The sequence below is a fragment of the Chitinophaga niabensis genome (genome assembly GCF_900129465.1).
Lineage (GTDB): Bacteria > Bacteroidota > Bacteroidia > Chitinophagales > Chitinophagaceae > Chitinophaga > Chitinophaga niabensis.
This window is the reverse complement of record NZ_FSRA01000002.1, coordinates 757,113-782,154: the sequence shown is the minus strand read 5'-3', so window position 1 is coordinate 782,154 and position 25,042 is coordinate 757,113. Positions and strand designations below refer to the sequence as shown.

Genomic DNA, 25,042 nt, shown 5'->3' with positions numbered 1-25,042 from the left:
AAGTAATATCATGGCACTACAAGATAAATATGCAACACTCATTCAACAGGCTACCAGCGCCGGCGTTAGCGGTTTGCAGGTGGTAGAGCAAAACAATGTGCTGTACGTAACAGGTACTGCTCCCTCCTCTGCGGTAAAAGATCAGATCTGGAGCACTTATGAAAAACTGGACCCTGAAATGAGGTCCGGCGACATGGTGCTGAACATTTCTGTAGCAGAAGGTGCGGAACAGGAATATGAAGTGAAGTCAGGAGATAGTCTTAGCAAGATCGCTAAGAATTATCCGGGGCTTACCTGGCAGAAGATCTATGAAGCCAATAAAGATCAGATCAAAAATCCGGATATTATACAACCGGGTTGGAAACTGAAGATACCTTCCGCATAAGCAATAAAAAGGGCGCTCTGTGAAGAGTGCCCTTTTTTTATTTTGGAATGCGGCCTCCGTCCAAAAAAGAAAATCCTTGTTCCTCTTTTGCCTCTTTCAAAAAAAGAAATCCCCATTTGCCTTTGCTGAGTGTGGTCAGCTTCAAAAAAGAATTCTTTGTGCCGCGTGGTTGACCTTCTTCAAAAAGAAGATTCCTTTATACCCCTAAGGGCCTCTTTCAAAAAGAAATCCCCCTATTCTCCCTCAGCTGCATTTTCATACTCCGGCCTGTAAGCATGTTTCCAGCGCCGGTGGCTCCAAACCCATACTTCCGGCTGCTCGTGAATATTCTTTTCTAAATATTGCACAAAAGCCTCTGTGATCTTTCCTTCCGGCTCTTCTATCGGGTTCTCGAAAGCCAGTTTTAGTTGTGCTTTATAATAACCCCTTTTCACCTTACGGATATCTGCAAAAACCACCGGGATATTATATCTCCTCGCGCTCATTTCAGGACCTTTGTAAAAGGGCGTCATTTTATTGAGGAAAGGATACCAGTAGCAGCGGCGTGGGTTGCCGGGATTCTGATCAGCTACCAAGGCAAGCAGGTATTGTTTCCCGATCCACGGCGCCATGCCTGTTTTCATATCATTGGCCGGCACCAGCACTGTTCCGAACTTTTCCCTGAAGTGCGTAAACATGCGGTTAACCCCTTTATTGGTTATTGGCATGAACACTACCAGGAAAGGAAACCGCACTCCCTGCATGCAAAAGAGGTTCGCCCATTCCCAATTGAAGTTATGGCCAAGATGCAACTGGCAGCTTTTACCCTGATCGTATAATTGCTGCAATACAGTAAGATCACAGTCGAAACGTTTCTGCAAAGAGCTTTTGCTCATGGTGAGCAGTTTGATGGTTTCCACCATCATATCCGTAAGATTGCGGTAATATTGTTTAGCGATCCGGCGGATCTCTGCATCTGTTTTACCAGGGAAAGCCTGCTTTAGGTTCTCAAACACCACCTTCTTCCGATAGCCGATCACGTTATACACGAGAAAACACAATCCATCGCTGATGATGTACAACAACCACAGCGGAAGAATAGAAATGCCATAACAAAAAGCTAATAATAGATAATACATGACCCTACAAAATAATGTTCTGCACCAATTCGCTCTTATACGGATAATCAGTATTGTAATGTAAACCCCTGCTTTCTTTACGGAAGGCGGCTCCTTTCACGATCAGGTAACCTGCTGTGATAAGGTTCCGCAATTCACAGAGCTGAGGAGAAACCGCTGTTTCGCGGTAAAGGGATTCCGTTTCCAGGTGAAGGATGTCCAGCCTGCGCATGGCACGTTCTATCCGCACATTGGTACGAACGATCCCTACATAGTCACTCATGATCTGTTTCAGTTCCTTGAGACTTTGTGTGATCAGGATCATTTCCTTTGGCGCTGTGGTGCCCAGCGTATTCCAGTCCGGTATACTTTCCTGGAAAGAAGTGCTTTCGATCACTCTTACGGCATCCAGGTAACAACGGTGCGCAAACACCATGGCTTCCAGCAGAGAATTGGAGGCAAGCCGGTTAGCGCCATGTAAACCCGTGCTGGCGCATTCTCCGCAGGCATACAGGTGGCGGATGGAAGTGCGGCCCATGTCGTCTGTTTTAATCCCTCCGCAGCTGTAATGCGCTGCCGGGGCAACAGGGATCATATCCTTTGCCACATCAATTCCCAGCGACTTACACTTTTCGTAAATGTTTGGGAAGTGGTGAATGAACTTTTCCATGTCCATATGACGGCAATCAAGGTACACATGTTCCGTACCCGTGATCTTCATTTCACTGTCAATTGCCCTGGCTACTATATCCCGGGGAGCCAGGGAAAGACGCGGGTCATATTTATGCATAAAGTCTTCCCCGTTCTTATTACGCAAAATTCCGCCATCGCCGCGAACGGCTTCTGTGATCAGGAAAGAAGGACTTTCATTAGGTTGATACAATGCGGTGGGATGGAACTGGATGAATTCCATGTTCTCTATCCGGCCCTTTGCACGATATACCATGGCCACGCCGTCTCCTGTAGCAATAACAGGGTTGGTAGTGGTACGGTATACCTGTCCGTTACCACCTGTGGCCAGGAGCGTAACGCGGGAAAGGATCTTTTCTATTTTATTGGTTTTGAGGTTTAGCACATAGATGCCGTAACACTCAATATCAAGTGTAGATTTTGTAACGAGGTATCCGAGATGGTGCTGCGTGATCAATTCCACCACAAAGCAATGCGTAATGAGTTCTATATTGCTTTTACGGCGGATGGCTTCCAGGAGTGCCCTTTCAATTTCCTTACCGGTAACATCCTTATGATGGATCACCCGGAATTCAGAGTGGCCGCCTTCCTTGCCTAATGCATAATCTCCGTCCGGCGCTTTATCAAAATTGGCGCCCCAGGCTATCAGTTCATTCACACGGTCCGGCCCTTCTTTCACCACTATCTCCACGATCTTTTCATTACAGAGCCCATCGCCGGCAATGAGGGTATCTTCGATGTGTTTTTCAAAGCTGTCGTTCTCCAGGTCGTTCACTACGGCAACGCCGCCCTGAGCGTACTTGGTATTCGTCTCGTCCTCTCGGGTTTTGGTAATGATGGTTACCTTTTTATCCGGACATTGCTCTGCCACTTTCAATGCATAAGTGAGCCCTGCAATCCCGGAACCTACTACCAGGAAATCTGTTTGATGCATAGGCATCAAAATTAGGCAATTATGAGCTTATTTCACCTTAATAAAGGATACATTCCGCGCACGGGATTGGGAGACTTTAAACCCTGTTATCTTATTCTGTGCATCCCGCACAAAATACAAGGATCCCCAGGGAGATCTGAAGCCATCCTTGTATTGGGGGGTAAGGGTCATTTTAGTTTCAGGTTTTAACACCAGCTTAAGCGTAGTGCCTTCTGCCTCAATAAAGCAACGGAATTCCGTTTCTTCAGAATAATATTCTCCCGTATACCTGGCGGCATCACTGTCTTTGTTAATGTTCGCGAATTCAACAGCTGTAAAAAAAACGGTATCCTTGTTAGGAGTGGTCTGGCGGAAACCGCCAGGCAGGAATTCAATTCTCCTGTTTTCTGCTCTGAAGAGATCTTTACCAAGAGCTGTCATGGATACATCTCCCATGAAGCCCAATTTACCGTCCGTTACCACCACTTTGGTGCCGGCCCCATTTCTCGGGTTTCTGTACCAGCCTTCATAACTTCTTAATTTTTCTTCGGTAACGGCATAGGGCGGTACGGCCGGCTTTGTAGAAGGGCTGCCTGCGGGTTCCGGAACAAAGATATTCCTGGCCAGGCTGGCGGCATTAGTGGGAGCGCTGTCAAATGCAGAAGTATTACTGAGGAAAGCAAAAACAAGCCCCTGTTCAGGGAAATATTCAAGGTTTGCGCGATAGCTGGCAGTAGCGCCGCTATGCACAATAGCATCCTGTCCGTTCAACCTTGTAAGCACTAAGCCCGCAGTGTAATCATTCACGTTACCATTATTCAGCGGTGTTTTCTTTGTCTGTTCAGGAAAGAGGGAAGGATTGCCCAATTTGCCGCCGGTATAGAACAATACCCACTTCACTAATTCTTCTGTTGTGGTGAGTAAACCTCCGGGGCCATACACATCCTCATTCGGCATTTCATTGATGTATTTCGCACCGTTTTGTGCATACGCCATCGCGCGGCCCGGCACTACTTCTTTATAAGCGCGCCATAAAGATTGTTTCATGCCTGCCGGATCAAAAATATTCCTGCGGGTGAATAGAGACAATTCTCTGCCGGTTACTCTTTTTACAATGATGGCCAGGAAAAGATAATTTGAGTTGCTATAAATATATTCTGCACCGGGAACATTGTTCAACTCCTTCTGACGGCATACCATCCATAATGCATCTGCATTATTGTAGGTTTTGGTGCCGCGGGGCGAGCCTGATAACTCGGCAATGCTCCCCCAGTCGCGCAGGCCGCTGGTGTGATTCATCATTTGCCGTAACGTAATGGGCGTTCCATAATCCGGTAACTCCGGAATGTATTTATGCACATCGTCATTCAAAGAAAGTTTTCCCTGTTGCTCCAATAACAGGATAGCGGCGGCGGTAAATTGTTTGCTTACAGAACCAGCTTCTATCAACGATCTTGTAGTGAGGGGAACGTGATGCTCCAGGTCCGCTATACCCCATGCTTTCGAGAAAATGATCTCTCCGTTCCTGCTGATGGTGAATTGTGCACCCGGTGTTTCCGGTGTATACCTGCTGAAAGCGGATTCTATTTTTGCGAGGGTATCCTGCCAGGTCTGCGCATATGTACTCACAGAAATAATGCAGGAAAGGATGAACAGGGCGAAGGTTTTCATAATATCTTATTTTACGGTCTTGAGATATTTTACACTCCCGTCTACGATCATCCATTGTGCCAGGCCATAAGTTAACATTACCAACAGGGAGCTGCCGGGAAAAGACATATAGAATTTCTCAGTGGCCAGTATGGAATCAGATAACACAAAGAGGGTAGCGCCAGCCACACACAATTTACTCCACAGTGCTTTTTTCAAACCAAATGCAAAAAGAGCAGAAAGCAACATGGTGGTGATCACAACCGTATAAGCGATCACCGGGGCCTGCAATGCTCCCAGGTGTGGGTAGAGGAAACGCAGGAAAGAACCGGCGTATGCCAGCACAAGCAATGCCACTATCCAGCCCGTAAAACCCGGTTTGGGCTTTGGTTTCACCCATATAAAGAAACCAGTGTACAGGATATGCGCCAGCAGAAAACTGATAAGGCCGGGAATGAAAAAATCAGGGAAGAGCAGGAACACATCGCCCCACCAGGAGAATATAATAGCCGTGAAAATGAAATTACGTGCGGGATGGTAAAGACCACCTGCCTGCCACCAGCAATGGCAGCCGAGCAGGATCATTAGTAAAGGTTTGGTAACGAACCGGGCGTAAGGAATATCACATACTATTATCAACAGATCAGCCAATAGTATCAGAAAGTAAATAGCGCCCCAGGTTTTTGGTTGCATAGCCGTGGAATATATTCAGCAACTTACTTACATTTTAAGTATTTAACAATACGAAAAAAGTTGTACCCTTTGCAGGAGGGCTTACTACTTTTAACTGGCCGCCGTGCATTTGAATGATTTGTTGTGAAAGGCTCAGACCAATACCGGAGCCCTTCTTTTTGGTGGTAAAGAAGGGAATGAAGATCCTTTCCATAGCTTCCGGTTCTATACCCGGGCCATTGTCCGCTATTTCAAGAACGATCTGCTGTGCATTTCCTAAAGTTCCTTTTACCGTGATCCATGGTTTGGCGGTGTGTTCCAGCGCATCCATCGCATTTTTGATGAGATTGATCAGTACCATTTGCAGCTGGGTTTCATCTGCATGGATCTCAATGTTATCCGGTGAAACGTGTGTGCGGTAAATGATGCCCGCTGCTTTCATTTCAGGTAGCAGCAGATTGCTCACAGCGTTCACGAGCTGTTTCAGGTTAACATTGGTGAATTGTGGTTTGGGTAAAGTGGTATAATCACGATAGGCATTCACAAAGTCCATGATCCCTTTACTACGGCTCTCAATGGTTTCCAGGGCTTCTTTCAGATCTCCTACTGCTTCCGTATTATCTTCCCCCATATCGTACTTCACAATATCCTGCATAGTACCAATAAGGCTCACAATAGGCGTCACAGAATTCATGATCTCATGGCGCAGGATCTTGGTGAGGTTCTGCCATGCTTCCAGCTCTTTCTGTTGCAGTTCCGCATGAATGTTCTGCAGGGAAATAAGTTTTACCAGCCTGCCCTGCAACCTTACGGTAGCCGCATGAATAGAAAGCTGCTGGCCATTCTGCGTGGCATACAGTGATTTTTGTCCGGCAGGTAATTGCATTAATAGTTCGGAAAGATCAGGATGTGCGGTCTTTAATTCATCCAGGTACCTGAGCCGGTAAATGCCCATGAGGCGGAAAGCTGCAGGGTTGATCAGTTCTATCTTGCCATCTGTATCAAAAGATAATACGCCGATGCTGATATGCTGAATGATGGTATCAATGTATTTCAGGTTGGCTTCCCGCTCTGCGCGGGTCTGGCGGAAAGCTTCCAGTACTTCATTGAACTGGTGGTTCAGGGCGCTGAAGCTTTTGCCCAGTTTATTATCCCCGCTGAAACGGATAGAAAAATCTTCATAACGGATAGCCTCCAGGAACAAAGTGAGCTTACGGTTCACCCTGTTCAGGTAATAATACAGGCCAAAGACCTGCGTCAGCAACAGCGGGACCACAAGGATCACTACCAGCTGATAATTATTCCACCAAAGCCAGCAGCCTGCCATGATCGTAGTGATCATCAGAAGGATGCGCAAAAGGATATAAAGGCTGAACCGGTTCATGTCAGAGATTGTATTTTTCCATCCTTCTGTACAAGGCGGCGCGGCTTAGCCCTAATTCTTTGGCAGCATCCGTGATATTGCCATTGCATTTTTTCAAAGCCTGCGAGATCATATTCCGTTCCATGTCCTCCAGGTTAAAACCAGTATCCAGTTGCTCCGGTGCTGCATTTGCTTTTACAAACACATCCTTGGGCATCAGTGTTTTGCCCTGGCAAAGGATCACGGCCCTTTCAATGGCATGCTGCAGTTCCCGGATATTGCCCGGCCAGTCGTATTGCTCCAGTTGCGTAATGAGAGATTCGTGCAGGAATGCCACGGGCCTGTTATATTTTTTCCGGTAAAGGCCGAGGAAATATTCGGCCAGCGGAACAATATCTTCCCTTCTTTCACGAAGTGGGGGAAGATGCACTTCGATGGTATTTACCCGGTACAGCAGATCCTGGCGGAACTGGTTCTGCGCGGCCATTTGCTGGATATTCCGGTTGGTGGCGCAAACGAGCCGTACATCTACATTCAGGGCTTTATTGGAGCCTACGCGTGTAACGGCCCTGTTCTGCAATACCGTTAATAGTTTTGCCTGGAAAGGAAGAGAGATGTTCCCTATCTCATCCAGGAAAATGGTGCCGCCGTTTGCTTCTTCAAATCTTCCGTTACGATCATCCCGGGCATCTGTAAAAGCTCCTTTCACATGGCCGAACAGCTCACTTTCAAAGAGGGATTCGCTCAATGCGCCCAGGTCCACACTCACAAAGCGTTTATCCTTTCTTTGGCTGAGGGCATGGATATGTTTGGCCAGGAGATCTTTTCCCGTACCATTTTCTCCCAGGATCAGGATGTTGGCATCTGTTCCGGCAACGCGGGAAACAGTTTCCAGCACTTCCTGCATGGCAGGGCTGTCCCCGATCAGTACATTATCTGTATGTAAAGTGGCGCCGCCGGTCTTTTTCTCCTGTTTGGCCTGGTGGGTTTCCACAGCCGTTTGGATGGTGGCCAGCAGTTTGTCGTTTTCCCAGGGTTTGAGTACAAAATCCACCGCCCCGGCCTTGATGGCCCTGACTGCCATTTCCACATCTCCATAGGCGGTGAACAATACCACCGTGGCTTTGGGGTTGATGTCCAGGATCTTATCCAGCCATTCAAACCCTTCCTTGCCACTACTCAGGTCGCGGGTGAAGTTCATGTCCAGCAGGATCACGTCATATTCAAAATTGCTAACCAGGTAGGGGATCTTTTGGGGATTCTTTTCAAAATCCACCTGCGCAAAATGGCGCTTTAATAACAGGCGTGCTGCCCTAAGAACATCCACATCATCATCAACGATCAAAATTTTTCCTTGCTGGGTACTCATTAGCATGATATTAAATTCCTTGTGTAAACCATCTACTGCAAATGACATTCCGTTCGGCTTTGTGAACAGGCATTTGAGAAGGGCCGTCACAGGGAAAACGGCCCCTGAGCAATATTAAACAAAGATTTATTGCTGTGAAAGGTTATTTTCAGGACAGGCCGGATGTTCAGGGGAATGTCCGATAACGGACACGGGCTGTCCGCTTTGGAACAAGCCGTACCTTTGCCAGGATATGCATAACGGCCATGGTGGCTAATCCGGGCATTTGGCCCTGCTTGGCACATGGATTGAATATTCTATGGCAGCAATTACGATCATGGATAGACAACTAAAAAAGAAATTCTGGAACAAACAACGCATCTTCCTTATCGGAGGCGGAAGTGCGGTAGTGCTGCTTATTTTGTGGAGCTTCATTTTTGCGGATAAAAGAAGCAAACTGAATGTTGAAAAAGATAAGATCACTATTTCCAAGGTCAGCAAAGGTACCTATGATGAATACATAGTAGTTACGGCAGTTGTGCATCCCCTTAAGACCATCCGCCTGGATGCCATCGAAGGAGGGTATGTAGCATATAAATTCCTGGAAGGAGGTAGTATGGTAAAACGCGGGGATTCCATCCTGCGCCTGGAAAACCAACGCCTGATGATGGACTTCGTGAACCGGGAAACAGAAATGTACCGCCTCATCAATGAACTGCAAAATACCCGCCTGCGTTTAAGGCAGGACAGGTTTGCCCTCGAAAAAACACTGAGTGACCTGGATTACCAGGTAGATCAGGCCAAAGATATCTACGAACGAAACAACAAACTGTTCAAGGATAAAGTGGTGGCAGAACAGGAATACCTGAAAACCAAAAGGGACTATGAAAAGCTGGTACGTCAGCGGGAAATAGAAGTAAAGTCCCAGGACTACCAGATAGATAACTCCAAAACCCAGATCATCCAGTTGGAAGGTACCATTGCCAGAACACAGCGTAACCTTCAGCTGATGAAGGAAAACCTGAGCAACCTGGTGGTAAGGGCCCCGGTGGACGGGCAGCTTTCTTCCATCAACGTGGAAGTAGGTACCAGCATCCAGGCCGGCCAGAACATTGGCCAGATAGATGACCTGGATGGATTTAAAATGAGAGCTGAGATCGATGAACATTATATCTCCAGGGTATTCGCAGGGCTTAAAGCAGAATTCGAATTCAATGGGAAGAAAAATGAAATGACGATCACTAAAGTATACCCTGAAGTAAAGAACAGCCGTTTTGAAGTAGACATGAATTTTTCAACAAATGCGCCGGAAGGGATCCGTCGCGGGCAATCCTCTCCTATCCGCCTCGAATTGGGAAAGTCGTCTGAAGCTATTTTATTGCCCGTGGGTGGTTTCTTTTCTGACACAGGAGGAAACTGGGTATATGTTGTAGAGAAGAGCGGCACGCGCGCCGTGAAACGCAACATTACCCTCGGTAGAAAAAATCCTGTTTACTTTGAAGTACTGGAAGGGCTTCAACCCGGAGAGCAGGTGATCACCTCATCTTATGAAAATTTCGGGAACAAGGAAGTACTGGAGTTTTAATTTGTTAAGCCAAATACAATCAAATCACTAACAAACAACAACAATGATCAGAACAGTCAATTTACAAAAACTCTTTACCACTGAGGAAGTAGAAACCACTGCATTGAATGGTATTTATATGGATGTACAGGACGGTGAATTTGTTGCGATCATGGGGCCTTCCGGTTGTGGAAAATCAACACTGCTGAATATCCTGGGCCTGTTGGATAATCCTTCAGATGGGGAATATCATTTCTGGGATAAAGAGGTAGCCCGTATGAGTGAGCGCCAGCGCGCGCAGTTACGCAAAGGCCACATCGGTTTTGTATTCCAGAGTTTTAACCTCATAGATGAACTGACCGTTTTTGAAAATGTGGAGCTCCCACTGCTGTACCTCAAGGTACCTTCCAGCGAAAGGAAGAAAAGAGTGGAAGAAGTGCTGGAGCGTATGAATATCATGCACCGCCGCAATCACTTCCCGCAACAGCTTTCCGGCGGTCAGCAACAACGTGTGGCTATTGCCCGTGCTGTAGTGGCCAAGCCAAAACTGATCCTTGCGGATGAGCCTACCGGTAACCTGGATTCCACCAACGGGGAAGAAGTAATGAAATTACTCCAGGAACTGAACGATGCAGGTACCACGCTGATCATGGTAACGCACTCTCCCTACGATGCAGGGTTCGCACACCGTATTGTAAACCTCTTCGATGGTAAAGTGGTAACAGAAAACATTAAAGAACAATTTCACGTATAGATCTTATGGAAAAGTCATTCTCTTGTCTTGTGAACCGTTTGCTGGATGTACAATTACTTGCCGGCAATCACCCGGAGGGAAAAAGTATGCAGCAATCAGGTTTCGACTTGTTTGAATTACTTCCTTATATGGCCGTTCCACTGTTAGTGGTGATGATTGGCGGTCTTTATGTTATCAACTCGTACAGAAAAAGAACTTTGAATACTTCAGCGCAAAGTGGAACCGTTTAACTTAATCTGTTTGTTAGTTAGTTAAGGCGCCGCCTCCGGCTATTTGTGGCAGGCAGGCGGTTGTCTTTTTTTTAATCCTCTAAACCTCGCCAGTTTTTTATGATCAGGAATTACATTAAAGTAGCCATTCGCCACCTGCTGCGTAATAAAGGCATTACTGTTATCAATGTTGCAGGCCTTGCTATCGGAATGGCCTGCTGTATCCTGATCGTGCTTTTCATCAGAGATGAATTAAGCTATAACCGTTTTCATGTAAACAGCGAGAATATCTATCGCCTCAATAGTGTGGCGCAGCATAAGGATGGGCAGGCAGATCGCATGGGCGTCTCCCAGTTTGGTGCAGGACCCGCCCTGCGGGAAGAGTCTTCCCGGGTCAAAGATGCGGTAAGGTTCTACACCACATACAATGTGATCATTTCAAAAGGCGCCGATAAGTTTAAGCAAGACCAGATCTCTTACGCCGATGCGGGCTTCCTGAAAATGTTCTCCTTCCCGATGGTATCTGGTAACCCTGCCACCGCATTAAAAGAACCCTATACCGGTGTGTTAACTGAATCTGCAGCAAAAAAATATTTCGGGAACGAAGATCCTGTAGGGAAATCCATCCGTTTCCAGGATGCTTTTGACTGCCAGATCACCGGCGTGGTTAAAGATGTTCCTTCTAATTCTGATATAAAGTTCGACGTACTGCTTTCTATGGAAACATGGCGGCAGAACGTGATAAAAGCAGGTGGGAAACCAGAGGGAAGCTGGTACGGCTTCTCCGATAACTATACTTTTGTTCTCCTGGATCCGGGCATAACACCTGCCATGATGGATGGAGAACTGAAAGTATTTGTGACAAAACATATTGGCGAAATTGCTAAACGGCTGGGAGAAACATTCAGTTATGAACTGCAACCACTTGCCAATATACATATGCGGCCTAATGGGGATAATGCGGCGCTGGATAAAACACCTAAGTTATATCTCTACGGCGCCATAGGATTATTTATCATCCTGATCGCCTGCATCAACTTTATGAACCTTGTAACGGCCCGTGCACATGAAAGGGCCATGGAAGTAGGATTGCGAAAAGTAATGGGGGCAGAAAGAAAAGCATTGATCATACAATTCCTGGTGGAATCCATATTGGTGAGCATGCTGTCTTTCCTGTTCGCCCTGCTGCTGGCGCAGATCATGTTACCCGGTTTTAATTACGCGACAGACAAAACCCTGTCTTTGTTCTCCCTGCAAAATATTTCGCTGTTCAGTACTTTACTGCTGCTTTCCATGGTAGTTGGCCTGCTGGCAGGCAGTTACCCGGCCTTATACCTTTCCGGATTTTTACCTGTACGTATTCTGAAAGGAGGGCTTAAAAGTGCCGGCACAAAATCCCTGTTCAGGAAAGCACTGGTAGTATCACAATTCACTATCGCCATTGCACTCATCATTTCAACCGTAGTGATCTACCTGCAGCTCAGGTACCTTCAGCAGAAGGACCTGGGATATGATAAAACAGGATTGGTGAATTTTTATCTTAATAACGACAAACAGGCAAACAGCCGTGAAACGTTTAAAGCCGAGGTTGAAAAGTTACCTTTTGTAAAGAACACCTCTTATACCAGTGCTGCAGTGGGAGATGGCCCGAACAATGCAAACCCTGTTGGAATAGAAGGCTCCCTGGAAGAGGATAGCAAGGTAGCTTACATTGTGTACGCGGACTTTTCTTATTTCACCAACCTGGGTATTAAGATGGCAGAGGGTCGTGATTTTGATACCCGTTTTCCTACTGATTCACTGGATGCTTTTGTGATCAATAAATCCGCGGTTAAAAAATTCGGATTAACTAAACCAATAGGCAGCCGTTTGGAATGGCGGGGCTCAAATGAACCAAGGAAAGGTACGGTGATAGGCGTGGTAGAAGATTTCAATTTTGAATCGCTAAGATTACCGGTTGGCCCTATGCTGGCAATGATCCGGCCGGGTTATGCGAGAGTACTTACTGTGCGGTTGGAATCGGGGGACAGGCAGGCACAGCTGGCCGGCATTGAAACTTTGTGGAATAAAATGATGCCGGCTTTTCCATTCAATTACTCATTCGTGGAAAACAGCCTGGCAGGTGAATATAAACAGGAGCAAAGGGATGGCAGTCTCTTTGGCGCTTATGCCGGCCTTGCTATTGTGATAGCCTGCATGGGTTTATTTGGACTGGCCATGCTCGTTGCGCGCCAGCGTACAAAAGAGATCGGCATCCGAAAAGTGCTGGGCGCCTCCATCACCAGCATCACGGCCTTACTTTCTAAAGACTTTATTCAACTCGTATTTATCGCTATACTCATTGCTTCTCCGATTGCCTGGTATGGCATGGATAAATGGCTGCAGGAGTTTGCATTCCATGTACCCATGCCATGGTGGGCGTTTGCGGCAGCTGGCGCCGGTGCGCTTATTATTGCGCTGGTCACCATCAGTTTTCAATCTGTTAAAGCAGCACTGCTGAATCCGGTTAAATCATTAAAATCTGAATGATGTTACGTAACTACCTTAAAATAGCTTTCCGCAATCTGCTGAAGCATAAAATAAATACCCTGATCAACTTACTTGGGTTGACGGTGGCATTTACGATATGCCTCCTGCTGGTGATCAGTGTATATTATGAGTTCTCTTATAATAAATACCATGTAAACGGGAAAGATATCTACCGTACTTATTTTGCCCAGCAAACCCCGGAAGGGGAACAGTTTCAGCCTACTATGCCGGAACCCATGCTCAAAGCATTAAAGGACCAGTTCTCTGCTGTTAAATATGGCAGCCGCTATATCAGAAGGGGAGGAGAGATCGAGTATAACGGTAAGCATTATATGAAACAGGTTACTTATGTGGATGCTGATTTTTTCTCCATGTTCACATTTCCCCTGATCAAGGGTAATGCTGCAAAAGTGCTGGATAACAAGAACAATATTGTATTGAATGAAGAGGTGGCTACCGCCATTTTCGGAAACGAAGATCCCATCGGGAAAATAGTACGGATGCAGTCTACCGGTACCTGGCGTGCATACACAGTTACCGGTGTGGGAAAAAAAGCACCCGATAATTCCAGTTTTGCTTACCAGACAGCCACCCGGTTTGAGAATGAAGATAATTATCCGAACACTGTGAATGAATGGGAATCTACGAATCATGATCTGTTCATTCAACTGGTACCCGGCACTGATCCCCGGAAATTTGAAGCGGGTTTGCATACTTTCATTAATAAGCAATACGAATCCAATATCAATGATCTGAAACGGGATGGGGCGCAGCCAAATGCCAGGGGGCAGTATGTGGAGCTGCTCCTGCAACCTTTCCTGGGCATGCATACAGATACCAGCATGCGGGGAGTGGGTACTGTGATCAGTCGCACATATCTTAATATGCTGCTCGCTGTGGCTTGTTTTGTAATGCTGATTGCCTGTTTCAATTTCATCAATCTTTCGGTGGGCAGGTCTTTCACCCGTTCCCGCGAAGTGGGTTTGAGAAAAACCCTCGGAGCTATGCCCCGCCAGGTAGCTATGCAGTTCTGGGGCGAAGCTGCCCTGATCTGCCTGATAGCACTGGTCATCAGCGTACCCTTATTCTATTTCCTCCTTCCCCATTATAAATTGATCTTCGACAGTAGCTTAACCATCGATGTGTTGTTCCGCCCTGCAACGATTGCCTGTATATTCGCCTGTTTCCTGCTGATCACTTTGGCAGCAGGTGGTTATCCGGCATGGATCATGACGCGCATGGATGCCGTGAAGATCCTGAAAGGCAAACTGCGTTTAAAAACATCCGGAGCACTGCGCAATGGACTGATCATTTCCCAGTTCGCCATTGCCATCCTGCTGATCTCCTGCACGCTGGTAACCTGGCAGCAATTGAACTACCTCCGCAACCGGCCATTGGGCTATAACAGCAACCAGATAGTAAGCATACCTGTAGGAACGGAAGTGAGTGGAAGAGATGCGTTAAGGTTATTAAAGCAAAAACTGGCCCAGGAGCCTTCCGTACTCAGCGTTACAGGCCTTTCCACTAACCTGGGTGTAGGGCTTGACGGCGGTTCCTATAGCTGGGGCACAGGTTTTGACTATAAAGAAAAAGCCGTGAATATGGCCTGGCTGAATGTGGGATTTGATTTTGTGAAAACAATGGACCTCACATTATTGAGCGGCCGCGATTTCTCTGAAACATTTTCTACAGACAGCAACTCCATTGTGATCAATGAACAGATGGTAAGGCAGCTGGGAGAAAAAGATCCGATTGGTGTAAAACTGGTATATGACACTGCACAGGCACCCATGACGGTGATAGGTGTGGTAAAGGATTTTAACTTCCAGTCCCTGCACACAAAAGTGGAGCCGCTGGGTCTTGTGATGCACCGGCCGATGCCTATTAATGTATTATTGGTAAAGGTCCGCCCGGATAGACTGCCGGCGATGATGGGGAAACTCAGGAGCGCATGGGCTGAGATCTCTCCCCGTTCAGAGTTTCAGGGCAGTTTCCTTGATGAAAATATTGACAGGCAGTATGCCCGTGAAGAACGTTTCACCCGCATTTTCGTATACGCCGCTATTGTGGCCATTGTATTATCCTGTCTTGGATTATTTGCACTTGCCATCCTGGCCATTATGCAAAGAACGAAAGAAATTGGCATCCGCAAAGCGCTTGGAGCTTCCGCAGGAAGCATCGTACAACTCATCACGCGCGACTTTGTAAAATTGATATTCATTGCCATGGTGATCGCTACACCACTCGCTTATTATTCCATGAACAAATGGCTGGAAGGTTTTGCTTTCAGTATAGATATTAAATGGTGGTGGCTCCTGTGTGCAGGCCTGGTGGCATTACTGGTGGCATTATTTACGATCGGCTATCAATCGCTCAAAGCGGCATTTACTAACCCTGTTAAATCATTACGTTCGGAATGATCAGGAACTATTTCATCATCGCATGGCGCAACCTGCTAAAGCACAAAGCGGTTTCTGTAATTAATTTACTGGGACTCACTGTAGCGTTTACAATCTGCGTGCTGCTGGTGATGGGAGTATATCATGAGTTGTCTTATGATCAGTTCCATGAAAACAGGAAAGATATTTATCATCCTTATTTTGTTATGCAACGGCCGGAGGGCCGAAAGCCAACCCCTTATATGGTGGAACCCATGCTGAGGGCCTTAAAAGAACGCTTCCCGGCTGTGAAGCAAGGTAGCAGGTATTATAACCGGGAATGTGAGCTGGTATATAATGGCAAACATTTAATAAGGAAGATCGCCTACGTGGATGGGGATTTCTTCAGGATGTTCAGCTTTCCGCTGGTACAGGGTGGAGTGCTAAGCGAACGGGAAAACATTGTGCTGGACGAGGAAACGGCCAAGACCATGTTTGGAGAAGAGATGCCTGTTGGCAAACAGGTGAAAATGCAGTCCGGCGGCTCCTGGCATTTATACACAGTAAGCGGGGTAACAGGGAATGTACCCGCAAACTCCAGTTTTGATTACAACGTAGCCACCTTATTTGAAAACAATGAGAACTACCCTGATCAGGTGAATAACTGGCATGATCACAATCACCACCTTTTTATTCAACTGGCCCCGGGAACAGACCGGCAGCAATTCGAGGCAGGTTTGCAACCTTTTATCAATACGCAGTTTGAGTACATTGTAAAAAACCTGCAACGAGAGGGAGCAGCGCCTTCCTCCAGGGGGCAGTATATGGAAATGCTGCTGCAACCCTTTTCCAACCTGCATACAGATACCAGCATCTATGGCTGGAAGAATGCGGTAAGCCATACTTATCTCAATATGTTGCTGATCGTAGCGGGGTTCGTTCTCCTGGTGGCTTGTATCAATTTTATTAACCTCTCTATAGGGAAATCTTTTACCCGCACCCGCGAAGTGGGGCTGAGAAAAACCCTCGGAGCAAAGCCCGGCCAGGTGGTGATGCAGTTCTGGGCAGAAGCGGTATTGATCTGCCTGCTGGCCTTGCTGATCACTATACCGCTGTGTTATTTCCTGCTGCCACATTACAGAGCGTTATTCGGCAGCAGTGTAACCACCGGTATATTATTTAAACCGTTAACAATAACATATATACTGGGGGGCTTCCTCCTTGTTACCATCATCGCAGGAGGATATCCGGCATTGAAGATGAGCCGCCTGGATGCGGTAAACACTCTGAAAGGCCGTCTAAAACTGAAAACGTCCGGCTCCATGCGTGGAAGCCTTATCATATCCCAGTTTGCCATTGCTATATTATTGATCTCCTGTACATGGATCACCTGGCAGCAGTTACATTATCTGCGCAACCATCCGGTAGGATACAACAGCGCGCAGGTGATCAGTATACCTGTAGGTACAGAAGTGAATGGGAAAGATGCATTGGAACTATTGCGGCAAAAGATGGCCGGGAACCCTTCCGTACTGAGTGTTACGGGACTGTCTAAAGATATGGGGCTGGGTATGGATGGCCAATCCTTTGGCCTGATGATAGCACTCAACCATAAGAACAGGAGCATGCATGTGCGGTGGTTGACCGTTGGATATGATTTTGTAAAAACAATGGGCCTTCAGTTATTAGAAGGGCGTGATTTTTCAGGAACAGATAGCACGGGCCTTGTGATCAATGAAGAAATGGCCAAGTGGCTGGGAGAAGAAAGTGCCATTGGCGTAAAGATCAGGTATGACAGTATACAGCCACCCTCTGCTATCATCGGTGTGGTGAAAAACTTTAACTATGAATCGCTGCATCATCCTATACAACCGCTGGCGCTTGTGATGCATATGAATATTCCCATCAGCCACCTGTTCGTAAAAGTACGTCCGGATAATCTGCCGGAAATGATGGACAAGCTGAGTGCCGCATGGGCCAGTATTGCTCCGCATTCTGCATTTAAAGGCAGCTTTGTGGATGAGAATGTGAACCGCCAGTATGCAAGAGAAGAACAATTGACCCGGATTTTCATCTATGCTGCAACGGCAGCAGTTATATTGTCCTGCCTTGGATTGTTTGCACTGGCCGTATTGGTGATCACACAGCGAACAAAAGAGATAGGTATCCGTAAAGCTATGGGTGCATCAGCTGGAAATATCCTCCAACTGATCACACACGATTTCGTTAAACTAATCCTCATTGCTATGGTGGTGGCTATACCGCTTGCCTGGTATTTTATGAATAAATGGCTGTCAGGTTTTGCCTTCAGCATCGGGATAAAATGGTGGTGGCTGGCAGGCGCAGGCTTGCTGGCATTATTGGTGGCCTTATGTACCATTGGATACCAATCGTTGAAAGCAGCATTTACTCATCCGGTAAGATCTCTTAAATCCGAATAAAATAATTCTATGCTAACAAATTATATCAAAATAGCGTGGAGGAACCTTTGGAATAATAAGGTGTTTGGCATAATCAATATTGCAGGCTTAACATTTGGTTTAACCTGCTGTATGTTCATCCTGCTCTGGGTTGCCAATGAATGGAGCTATAACCGTTTCCATGAAAAGCTGCCCAATATCTACCAGGTGTATTCGCATCAGTATTATTCCAATAATGAAATCCTGACGGTAACTGCTACTCCAGGCCCCATGGCGGATCAGTTAAAAGCAGAGATCCCGGGTATTCAGAAAGCAGCAGCTTTCTCCTGGATGACAGAGAAATTATTGGCAGTGGGAGAGAAAGGATATAAAAGCAAGGGCCAATATGCCAATACGGATGTTTTCCAGGTATTTACATTTCCGTTTATTGACGGAGACCCCAGCAAAGCATTGCTTGGCCCTAACAGTATAGTACTCTCGGAAAAAATGGCGCTTAATTTATTTGGAGAGAGCAAAGCAGTAGGCAAGATTGTAAGGCTGGATAGTAAGGAAGATTATATGGTAACAGGTGTGATGAAGGACCTGCCGGATAATGCTTCTTTCAAATTTGAATGGCTGTTGCCTATGGAAAGGATTGTACAGGAAAACCCATGGCTGAAAAAATGGGGCGGGAATGCTCCCCGTACCTATGTACTTGTTGACCCTAAAGCGGATATCGGTAAAGTAAATGCAAAAGTAAAAGGGATCATCCAGCGGAACGCTAAAGAATCCCAGGCGGAAGTATTCCTGTATCCTTATAAAGATACATACCTGGAAGGTCGCTTCAACAAAGGAAAACTGGATGGTGGGCGCATTGAATACGTAAGGCTCTTTATCATTATTGCCATCTTTGTTCTGTTGATCGCCTGCATTAATTTCATGAACCTTTCCACAGCGAGAGCTATTCAGCGCAGTAAAGAAGTGGGAGTACGCAAGAGCATTGGGGCTGGCAGAGGAGCGTTGATCTCACAGTTCCTGGGAGAATCTTTTGCCCTGGTAACCATTGCCACGGCTCTTTCCCTGTTATTGGTATGGATACTGCTGCCTTCTTTTGAAAAGATGGTGAGCGTTACCTTGTCCGTTCCTCTATTCACATGGTACAATATGCTTGCATTATTGTTCCTGGCTTTATTCACCGGTTTTGTAGCCGGCAGTTATCCTGCGTTCTATCTTTCTTCGCTGAATGCGGTAACTACCTTAAAGGGAGGTATGCTAAGGCTGAAGTCCAGTGCTATCTGGTTACGGAAAGGGCTGGTGGTTTTCCAGTTCGTTGTGTCCACTGTGCTGATCGTTGCCGCCTTCCTTATTTACCAGCAGATAAATTTTATTAAGAACCGCAATCTTGGATTAAATAAAGACCAGGTGGTTTGGTTCTATAACGAAGGCTCAATGGTAAATGACCTGAAACCATTTAGGAATGCCCTCTCAGGCCTGCCGGGAGTGGAAGCCATTTCAGATGCAGATCAGCTGCCCATCCAGGTAGGCAGCAACTTCTCCGGAATAGGCTGGAAAGGTAAAAGCCCCAATGAAGATATCCTGTTCGATAACCTGCTGGTGGGATACGACCTGCAAAAAACAATGCAGCTGGAAATGGTAGAGGGCAGAACTTTCTCGCCGGAATTTGCAACAGATACGAACGGTATTGTGATCAATGAAACAGCCGCGAAGGTAATGTCTTTAAAACCACCTTATGTTGGCCAGCTCTTAACCGTAGATGACCAGCAGTTACCGATCATTGGAGTAACAAGGGATTTTTCCAGTAACCACCTTGAGAAAAAAGTAGCACCGATGTCCATCCGCTACCGTAGTGCGAAAAATAAATTCGTACTCGTGCGTATTAAACCTGACCAGGTGGAAACTGCCATCGGCAGTATAGAAAAAGTATTCAAACAGTTCAACCCGCAATACCCTTTCGAAATAAAATACATGGACGCCTCTTTTGCAGATATGTATAAAAGCGAACAGGTAATAGGAAGATTGTCTGCCGCTTTCACAGCATTAGCGATCTTCATTGCCTGTCTTGGTTTGTTTGGCCTGGCTACATTCACGGCGCAGCAGCGTACAAAGGAGATAGGGATCAGGAAAGTGCTCGGCGCCAGTATAATGCAGATCCTGGCGTTATTAAGCAAAGACTTTATCCGGCTGGTGTTGATCGCAGTAGGGATCGCCATGCCGCTGGCTGGATATTTTATGCATGGCTGGTTGAACAGGTTTGCTTATCACGTGGATATTTCCTGGTGGGTATATGTATCAACAGGGGTGATCGCTATTGTACTGGCCATGCTCACGGTAAGTTATCAGTCTATCAGAACGGCAAGAATGAATCCCGTTAAATCTTTAAGATCAGAATAGGATGCTTAAAAACTATCTTAAAATAGCCTGGCGCAATATCTGGAAATCAAAACAGGTTTCTGCTGTTAATATTATTGGGATGAGTGTTGCCATCGCAGCAGCACTGTTATTGTGCTTCACGGTTTACAGTGAATTCTCGTATGATAATTTCCATCTTAATAAAAAGAACCTGTACCAGCTTTATTACAGCGAGGCACGTGCAGAAGGGCCACGTACACATCTTTCCACTCCCATTCCCTTAGCTCCCGCAATGAAAGAGGAAATGCCGGGAGTGGTGAATATCGTGAGAGTTGCCAACGACGCAGCGGGTATCCGTACCACTGCGGGCGAAGTACAGACCATCGGGATCAATTGTGTGGACAGCTCTTTCCTGCGCATGTTCACATTCCCGGCCGTTAGCGGCCATCTGCGGTTGGGGCTCAATGATGCCATTATCACAGAAGGAACGGCTGCGAAGCTCTTTAAGAAAGAAGATCCTGTCGGCAAAACAGTGTCCATTAACCAGGGTGATGGCTGGCAAGCCTTTACTATTTCGGCCGTAGTGAAAGATATACCGGATAATTCCAGTATTAATTTTGATGTACTGCTCCGTCTTGAAAGGGTAACTGATTATGCAGGTAACAAAGACGAATGGGGCCATTCCAACCTCTATACCTTCGCCCAATTAACACCAGGGGTTACCGGGGAAGAGATGGAAAAGAGAAGTATAGCCCTGACGAAAAAATACTACGAGGAGGATGTTGATAAATATAAGAAGGCAGGCGCAAAAGCAGATAAGTACGGAGCATATATGCATATTGGGTTCATTCCCATGGAAGAGGTACACTTAACAGAAAACGGCCAGAAGAATACAGGCAGGGTGATGATGTTGTATATGCTGTTGTTCATTGCAGCATTCCTGCTTTTTATTGCGAGCATCAACTTCATTAACCTGAGTATGGCCAGGGCTTTTACACGGGCAAAAGAAGTAGGCATGCGTAAGGCGCTGGGCGCTGCCAAATTCCAGCTGGCCCTGCAGTTAAGCGGGGAAGCCATGGTATTGTTCTTCTTTTCCCTGGTATTGGGCATTGGTTTAGCCTATATCGCTATGCCTACTTATAATGCCGTGCTGCGATATCATCTCTCTTTCGGGATATTGAAAGATCCGGGAGTGATAACCGGTATGGCAATAGTATTCTTATTGATCTCCATCCTGGCCGGAGGTTATCCTGCATTGGTGCTGGCACGTGCTAAAACCCTGCAGGTATTAAAAGGAAAGATCAACAGCGGCAGGAATAATTACTTCCGCAATTCCCTTATCGTTACCCAGTTCGTATTTTCCAGTTTGCTGATCTGCTGTACCATTATTGCGTGGCAGCAGATGAACTTCCTGAAAAATAAATCATTAGGCTTTAATACACATGAAGTGGTGAGCATTCCGGTGAGCAATGAAGTAGATGCCGGGCAGGTCCTGGAAAGAATGAAAGCAAAACTGGCACAGCAACCCGGTATCCTCAGCATTTCCGCAGCCAGGAGCAATTTTGGCCGCGGCCGTGATGGCAGCATATCTACTTCTGTTGTTGGGTTCTCCTATAAGAACCAGGAGCTGATGACCAACCTGCAGTTCGTTTCGTACGATTATCTTAAAACCATGGATATAAAGCTGCTGGCGGGCCGTGAATTCAGTCCACAGATGGCAGATTCCAACAGCATCATTATCAATGAAAGGATGGCGCTGCAGTTAGGTGTGAAGGATATAGAAGGGTTTACCGTACGTTTTGAAGAAGATGGGCCTGCCTACAGCGTAATAGGGATCATGAAGGATTATCACTTTCAATCCCTGCACCGGAAGATAGAACCGCTTACATTATCACTGAACAATGAAGGACGTCCTTCCGACTATATTTTTATAAGAACGGCGCCAGGTAACCTTGAAGCTTCTATGGCAACGATCGAAAGTGCTTGGAAAGCTTCTGCGCCCGGCGCTTTCCTGGGTTCCTTTGTGGATGAGAATACGGCCCGGTTGTATACCGGGGATAAAGTATTGGCAAAGATCTTTATAAGCGGCGCGGTGATCACCATCATCATTTCCTGCATGGGACTGTTTGCCATTGCATTGATCACCATCGGTCAGCGCAATAAAGAAATAGGCATCCGCAAGGTTTTGGGCGCCGGCGTTGTTACAATTACTGCGCTGATCTCGCGGGATTTCCTGAAATTAGTAATATTGGCCATCCTGATAGCTACACCCATCGCCTGGTTTGTGATGAATAAGTGGCTGGGGATCTATGCCTATAGTATCGATATCAATTGGTGGGTGTTTCTGCTGGCCGGCCTGCTGGCCATCAGCATAGCAGCCATCACCGTCGGTTTTCAAACCATCAGGGCCGCCCTGATGAATCCTGTAAAAGCATTACGTTCAGAATAAAATATTTAACACGATCATGATTCAACTACGCAACATTACAAAGCACTACCCGGTAGGGTTTGGCAAACATGAAATTTTAAAGGATGTGAACCTGGTTATTCACGAAGGAGAGTTTGTGTCTATCATGGGTCCCTCCGGCTCCGGGAAGTCTACATTGTTGCATATCCTGGGTCTGCTGGAAGAACCTTCTGACGGGCAATACCTGTTCCAGGGAGAGCTGGTGAATAAGATGAACGATAAAAAACGCACCCAGCTTCACCGGGGTACCATAGGTTTTGTATTCCAGGCCTATCACCTGATAGATGAGCTCACCGTATACGAAAACATAGAAACACCATTGTTATATAAGGACATGCCCTCCTCCGAACGCAAAAGCCGCGTGGCGGATATACTAGACAGGTTCAATATGGTGGCAAAAAAAGACCTGTTCCCCAATCAGCTTTCCGGCGGCCAGCAGCAGCTGGTGGGAATTGCACGGGCCATTGTTGCCGAACCCGCTGTGATCTTTGCAGATGAACCTACCGGAAACCTGCACTCAGACCAGGCTAAGGTGATCATGGAGCTGTTCGCAGAACTGAATAAAAAGGATGGTATTACCATCGTACAGGTTACCCATTCAGATACTAACGCCGAATTCGGAAACCGGATCATCCGGATCAAGGACGGTAAGGTGGAATAAAAACACTTTTACATTTTCCGCTATCTAAAAACTCATCATATGATGTTTTGCCTTAAATTCGTGTGGCCCTGTGCCACACCTACTAAAAAATTGCCATTTATCAAGAACTGGGGAATGGCATCATATCAATTAATATATTTTTGTCAGGCTATGAATAAAAAGTCCCTTGCAATCGCATCAATACTGGCTTTGCTGCTGTTTGGCAACCCTCGCAATGTGGCTGCGCAGGATAACTGGACGTATCAGCGGGCGCTGGACTATGCGTTGAGCCATAACCTCACCGTTCAGCAAAGTGTGCTGCAGAAAAGGCTTGCGGAACTAACATTAAAGCAGAACCAGATGGCAAGGCTCCCCACCTTAAACGGAGGGGCAAGTGGTGAATACCGCTTTGGACGGAACATTTCGTTTGAATCCAATACTTATGTGAATACCGCGAACTTCAGCAGCGGGGTAAGCCTCAATACAGGTGTAGACCTCTTCGGCTGGTTCCAGAAACAGAATACAGTAGCTGCCAGTAAGTACCAGGTATATGCCAGTAATTTTTTACTGGAAAGGGCCCGGAACGATATGGGCGTGAACGTAGCCAATGCCTTTTTGCAGATCCTGCTGGCCAACGAACAGGTAAAGATCAGTAAATCCCAGGTGGACCTCAGTATGGCCCAGCTGGAAAATACCAAGAAACTGGTAGCTGCCGGTTCCGTTCCGGAAAGCAACCAGGCAGATCTGGAAGCCCAGCTGGCTAGGGATAGCTCTACGCTGGTAGCTGCTCAAAACACCAGCATTGTAAACGTGCTACAGATGAAAGCATTGCTGAACCTGGATTTTGCCGTGCCTTTTGTAGTAGAATTACCGGAAAACATTGAACGCATACCTGTATTGAACTTGTGGGAAACAGCTCCTGAAATGGTATACAGTGCCGCTTTGGCCACATACCCGCAATACCGTGCGGATTCCATGTATGTAAAAGCAGCCAACAAGTCCCTCGCTTCCGCCAGAGGGGCCATGTATCCAAATCTCAGCCTTTCTGCAGGGATCAATACCAGTTACGCTAATACCATTAAAGAAGGCTTTGGCCCTATTACTACAGGAACGCAAACGATCGGGTACCTGAAAAATGACCCCACCTCCCTGGTAGAGACAGCCTCCTTTTCACAGGACAGAAGGACAGTGCCTTTCGGCGATCAGCTGAGTAATAACTTTGGTCAGAATGTAGGTCTGACACTGGGCATTCCCATTTTCAACGGATGGAGGGCGCGCGGTAATGTAGAACGCGCTAAGATCGATGTACAGGACCGACAGCTCACATTAGACATTAACCGCCAGAAACTCCGCCAGGATGTTTACACAGCGCATGCAAATGCGGTAGGTGCTTTTCAGAAATACCAGGCTGCCATTACCACTGAACGTGCATCGCAAAAGGCATATGACTTTGCTACCAAACGTTTCAATGTTGGTTTAATGAACACCGTAGAGTATATTACCACACAAACGAACCTGTTTAAAGCGCAGATTGACAAAGTATCTGCCCTATACGACTATATTTTCAAGATTAAATTACTCGAATTCTATCGCGATCAACGCATAACGCTATAG

The 25,042-nt window shown here is 46.5% G+C and carries 17 protein-coding genes; 11 read left to right on the top strand and 6 right to left on the bottom strand.

All coding sequences use genetic code 11. The features are described 5' to 3' along the window. Positions 1 to 10: 10 nt before the first annotated feature. Entirely contained in the window at positions 11 to 385 is a 375-nt protein-coding gene (locus BUR42_RS20100; RefSeq protein WP_074241379.1) for a LysM peptidoglycan-binding domain-containing protein, read from the top strand. Positions 386 to 618: 233 nt separating this feature from the next. Here the strand turns inward: BUR42_RS20100 and BUR42_RS20095 are convergent, their stop codons facing one another. The 6 genes from BUR42_RS20095 to BUR42_RS20070 are packed head-to-tail and all read right to left on the bottom strand — an operon-like array spanning position 619 to position 8,139. After that, on the bottom strand, positions 619 to 1,503 hold the full coding sequence (locus BUR42_RS20095) for a lysophospholipid acyltransferase family protein (protein ID WP_074241377.1): 885 nt from the start codon (positions 1,501 to 1,503) through the stop codon (positions 619 to 621). A gap of 4 nt (positions 1,504 to 1,507) precedes the next feature. Then, the gene (gene nadB / locus BUR42_RS20090) at positions 1,508 to 3,106 is read right to left on the bottom strand and encodes an L-aspartate oxidase (protein ID WP_074243112.1); all 1,599 of its coding nucleotides are present in this window, start codon (positions 3,104 to 3,106) and stop codon (positions 1,508 to 1,510) included. A gap of 27 nt (positions 3,107 to 3,133) precedes the next feature. Further along, positions 3,134 to 4,756: a serine hydrolase domain-containing protein gene (locus BUR42_RS20085; RefSeq protein ID WP_074241375.1), complete on the bottom strand. Its 1,623-nt coding sequence runs from the start codon at positions 4,754 to 4,756 to the stop codon at positions 3,134 to 3,136. 6 nt (positions 4,757 to 4,762) lie between these two features. After that, positions 4,763 to 5,428, bottom strand: a complete 666-nt coding sequence (locus BUR42_RS20080) for a lysoplasmalogenase (RefSeq protein WP_084185725.1) — start codon at positions 5,426 to 5,428, stop codon at positions 4,763 to 4,765. Between the two features lie 34 nt (positions 5,429 to 5,462). Next, the gene (locus BUR42_RS20075; RefSeq protein WP_074241371.1) at positions 5,463 to 6,791 is read right to left on the bottom strand and encodes a sensor histidine kinase; all 1,329 of its coding nucleotides are present in this window, start codon (positions 6,789 to 6,791) and stop codon (positions 5,463 to 5,465) included. 1 nt (position 6,792) lies between these two features. Continuing rightward, positions 6,793 to 8,139 (bottom strand): sigma-54-dependent transcriptional regulator, encoded by a 1,347-nt coding sequence (locus BUR42_RS20070; RefSeq protein ID WP_200798342.1) that lies wholly within the window; start codon positions 8,137 to 8,139, stop codon positions 6,793 to 6,795. 316 nt (positions 8,140 to 8,455) lie between these two features. Between BUR42_RS20070 and BUR42_RS20060 the strand changes: the two genes are divergently transcribed. The 10 genes from BUR42_RS20060 to BUR42_RS20015 all read left to right on the top strand — a co-directional run bounded on the left by BUR42_RS20060 (position 8,456) and on the right by BUR42_RS20015 (position 25,042). Then, entirely contained in the window at positions 8,456 to 9,703 is a 1,248-nt protein-coding gene (locus BUR42_RS20060; protein WP_074243110.1) for an efflux RND transporter periplasmic adaptor subunit, read from the top strand. Between the two features lie 43 nt (positions 9,704 to 9,746). After that, positions 9,747 to 10,436 (top strand): ABC transporter ATP-binding protein, encoded by a 690-nt coding sequence (locus tag BUR42_RS20055; RefSeq protein WP_074241368.1) that lies wholly within the window; start codon positions 9,747 to 9,749, stop codon positions 10,434 to 10,436. Positions 10,437 to 10,441: 5 nt separating this feature from the next. Next, positions 10,442 to 10,666 (top strand): hypothetical protein, encoded by a 225-nt coding sequence (locus BUR42_RS20050; protein ID WP_074241365.1) that lies wholly within the window; start codon positions 10,442 to 10,444, stop codon positions 10,664 to 10,666. Positions 10,667 to 10,765: 99 nt separating this feature from the next. Continuing rightward, entirely contained in the window at positions 10,766 to 13,174 is a 2,409-nt protein-coding gene (locus tag BUR42_RS20045; protein ID WP_074241363.1) for an ABC transporter permease, read from the top strand. Beyond that, a complete protein-coding gene (locus tag BUR42_RS20040; RefSeq protein WP_074243109.1) occupies positions 13,174 to 15,594 on the top strand; it encodes an ABC transporter permease in 2,421 nt (806 codons plus the stop codon). The genes BUR42_RS20045 and BUR42_RS20040 overlap by 1 nt, the downstream gene beginning before the upstream one ends. Next, positions 15,591 to 17,993: an ABC transporter permease gene (locus BUR42_RS20035; protein ID WP_074241361.1), complete on the top strand. Its 2,403-nt coding sequence runs from the start codon at positions 15,591 to 15,593 to the stop codon at positions 17,991 to 17,993. Before BUR42_RS20040 ends, BUR42_RS20035 begins: the two co-directional genes overlap by 4 nt. 9 nt (positions 17,994 to 18,002) lie before the next feature. Further along, positions 18,003 to 20,363 carry an ABC transporter permease gene (locus BUR42_RS20030; protein ID WP_074241359.1) on the top strand — a complete coding sequence of 787 codons (2,361 nt, stop codon included), beginning with the start codon at positions 18,003 to 18,005 and terminating at the stop codon, positions 20,361 to 20,363. A gap of 1 nt (position 20,364) precedes the next feature. Beyond that, entirely contained in the window at positions 20,365 to 22,770 is a 2,406-nt protein-coding gene (locus tag BUR42_RS20025; protein ID WP_074241357.1) for an ABC transporter permease, read from the top strand. Between the two features lie 16 nt (positions 22,771 to 22,786). Then, positions 22,787 to 23,449 (top strand): ABC transporter ATP-binding protein, encoded by a 663-nt coding sequence (locus tag BUR42_RS20020; protein WP_074241355.1) that lies wholly within the window; start codon positions 22,787 to 22,789, stop codon positions 23,447 to 23,449. 150 nt (positions 23,450 to 23,599) lie between these two features. Beyond that, positions 23,600 to 25,042, top strand: coding sequence for a TolC family protein (locus tag BUR42_RS20015; protein ID WP_159442312.1), 1,443 nt, complete (start codon positions 23,600 to 23,602; stop codon positions 25,040 to 25,042).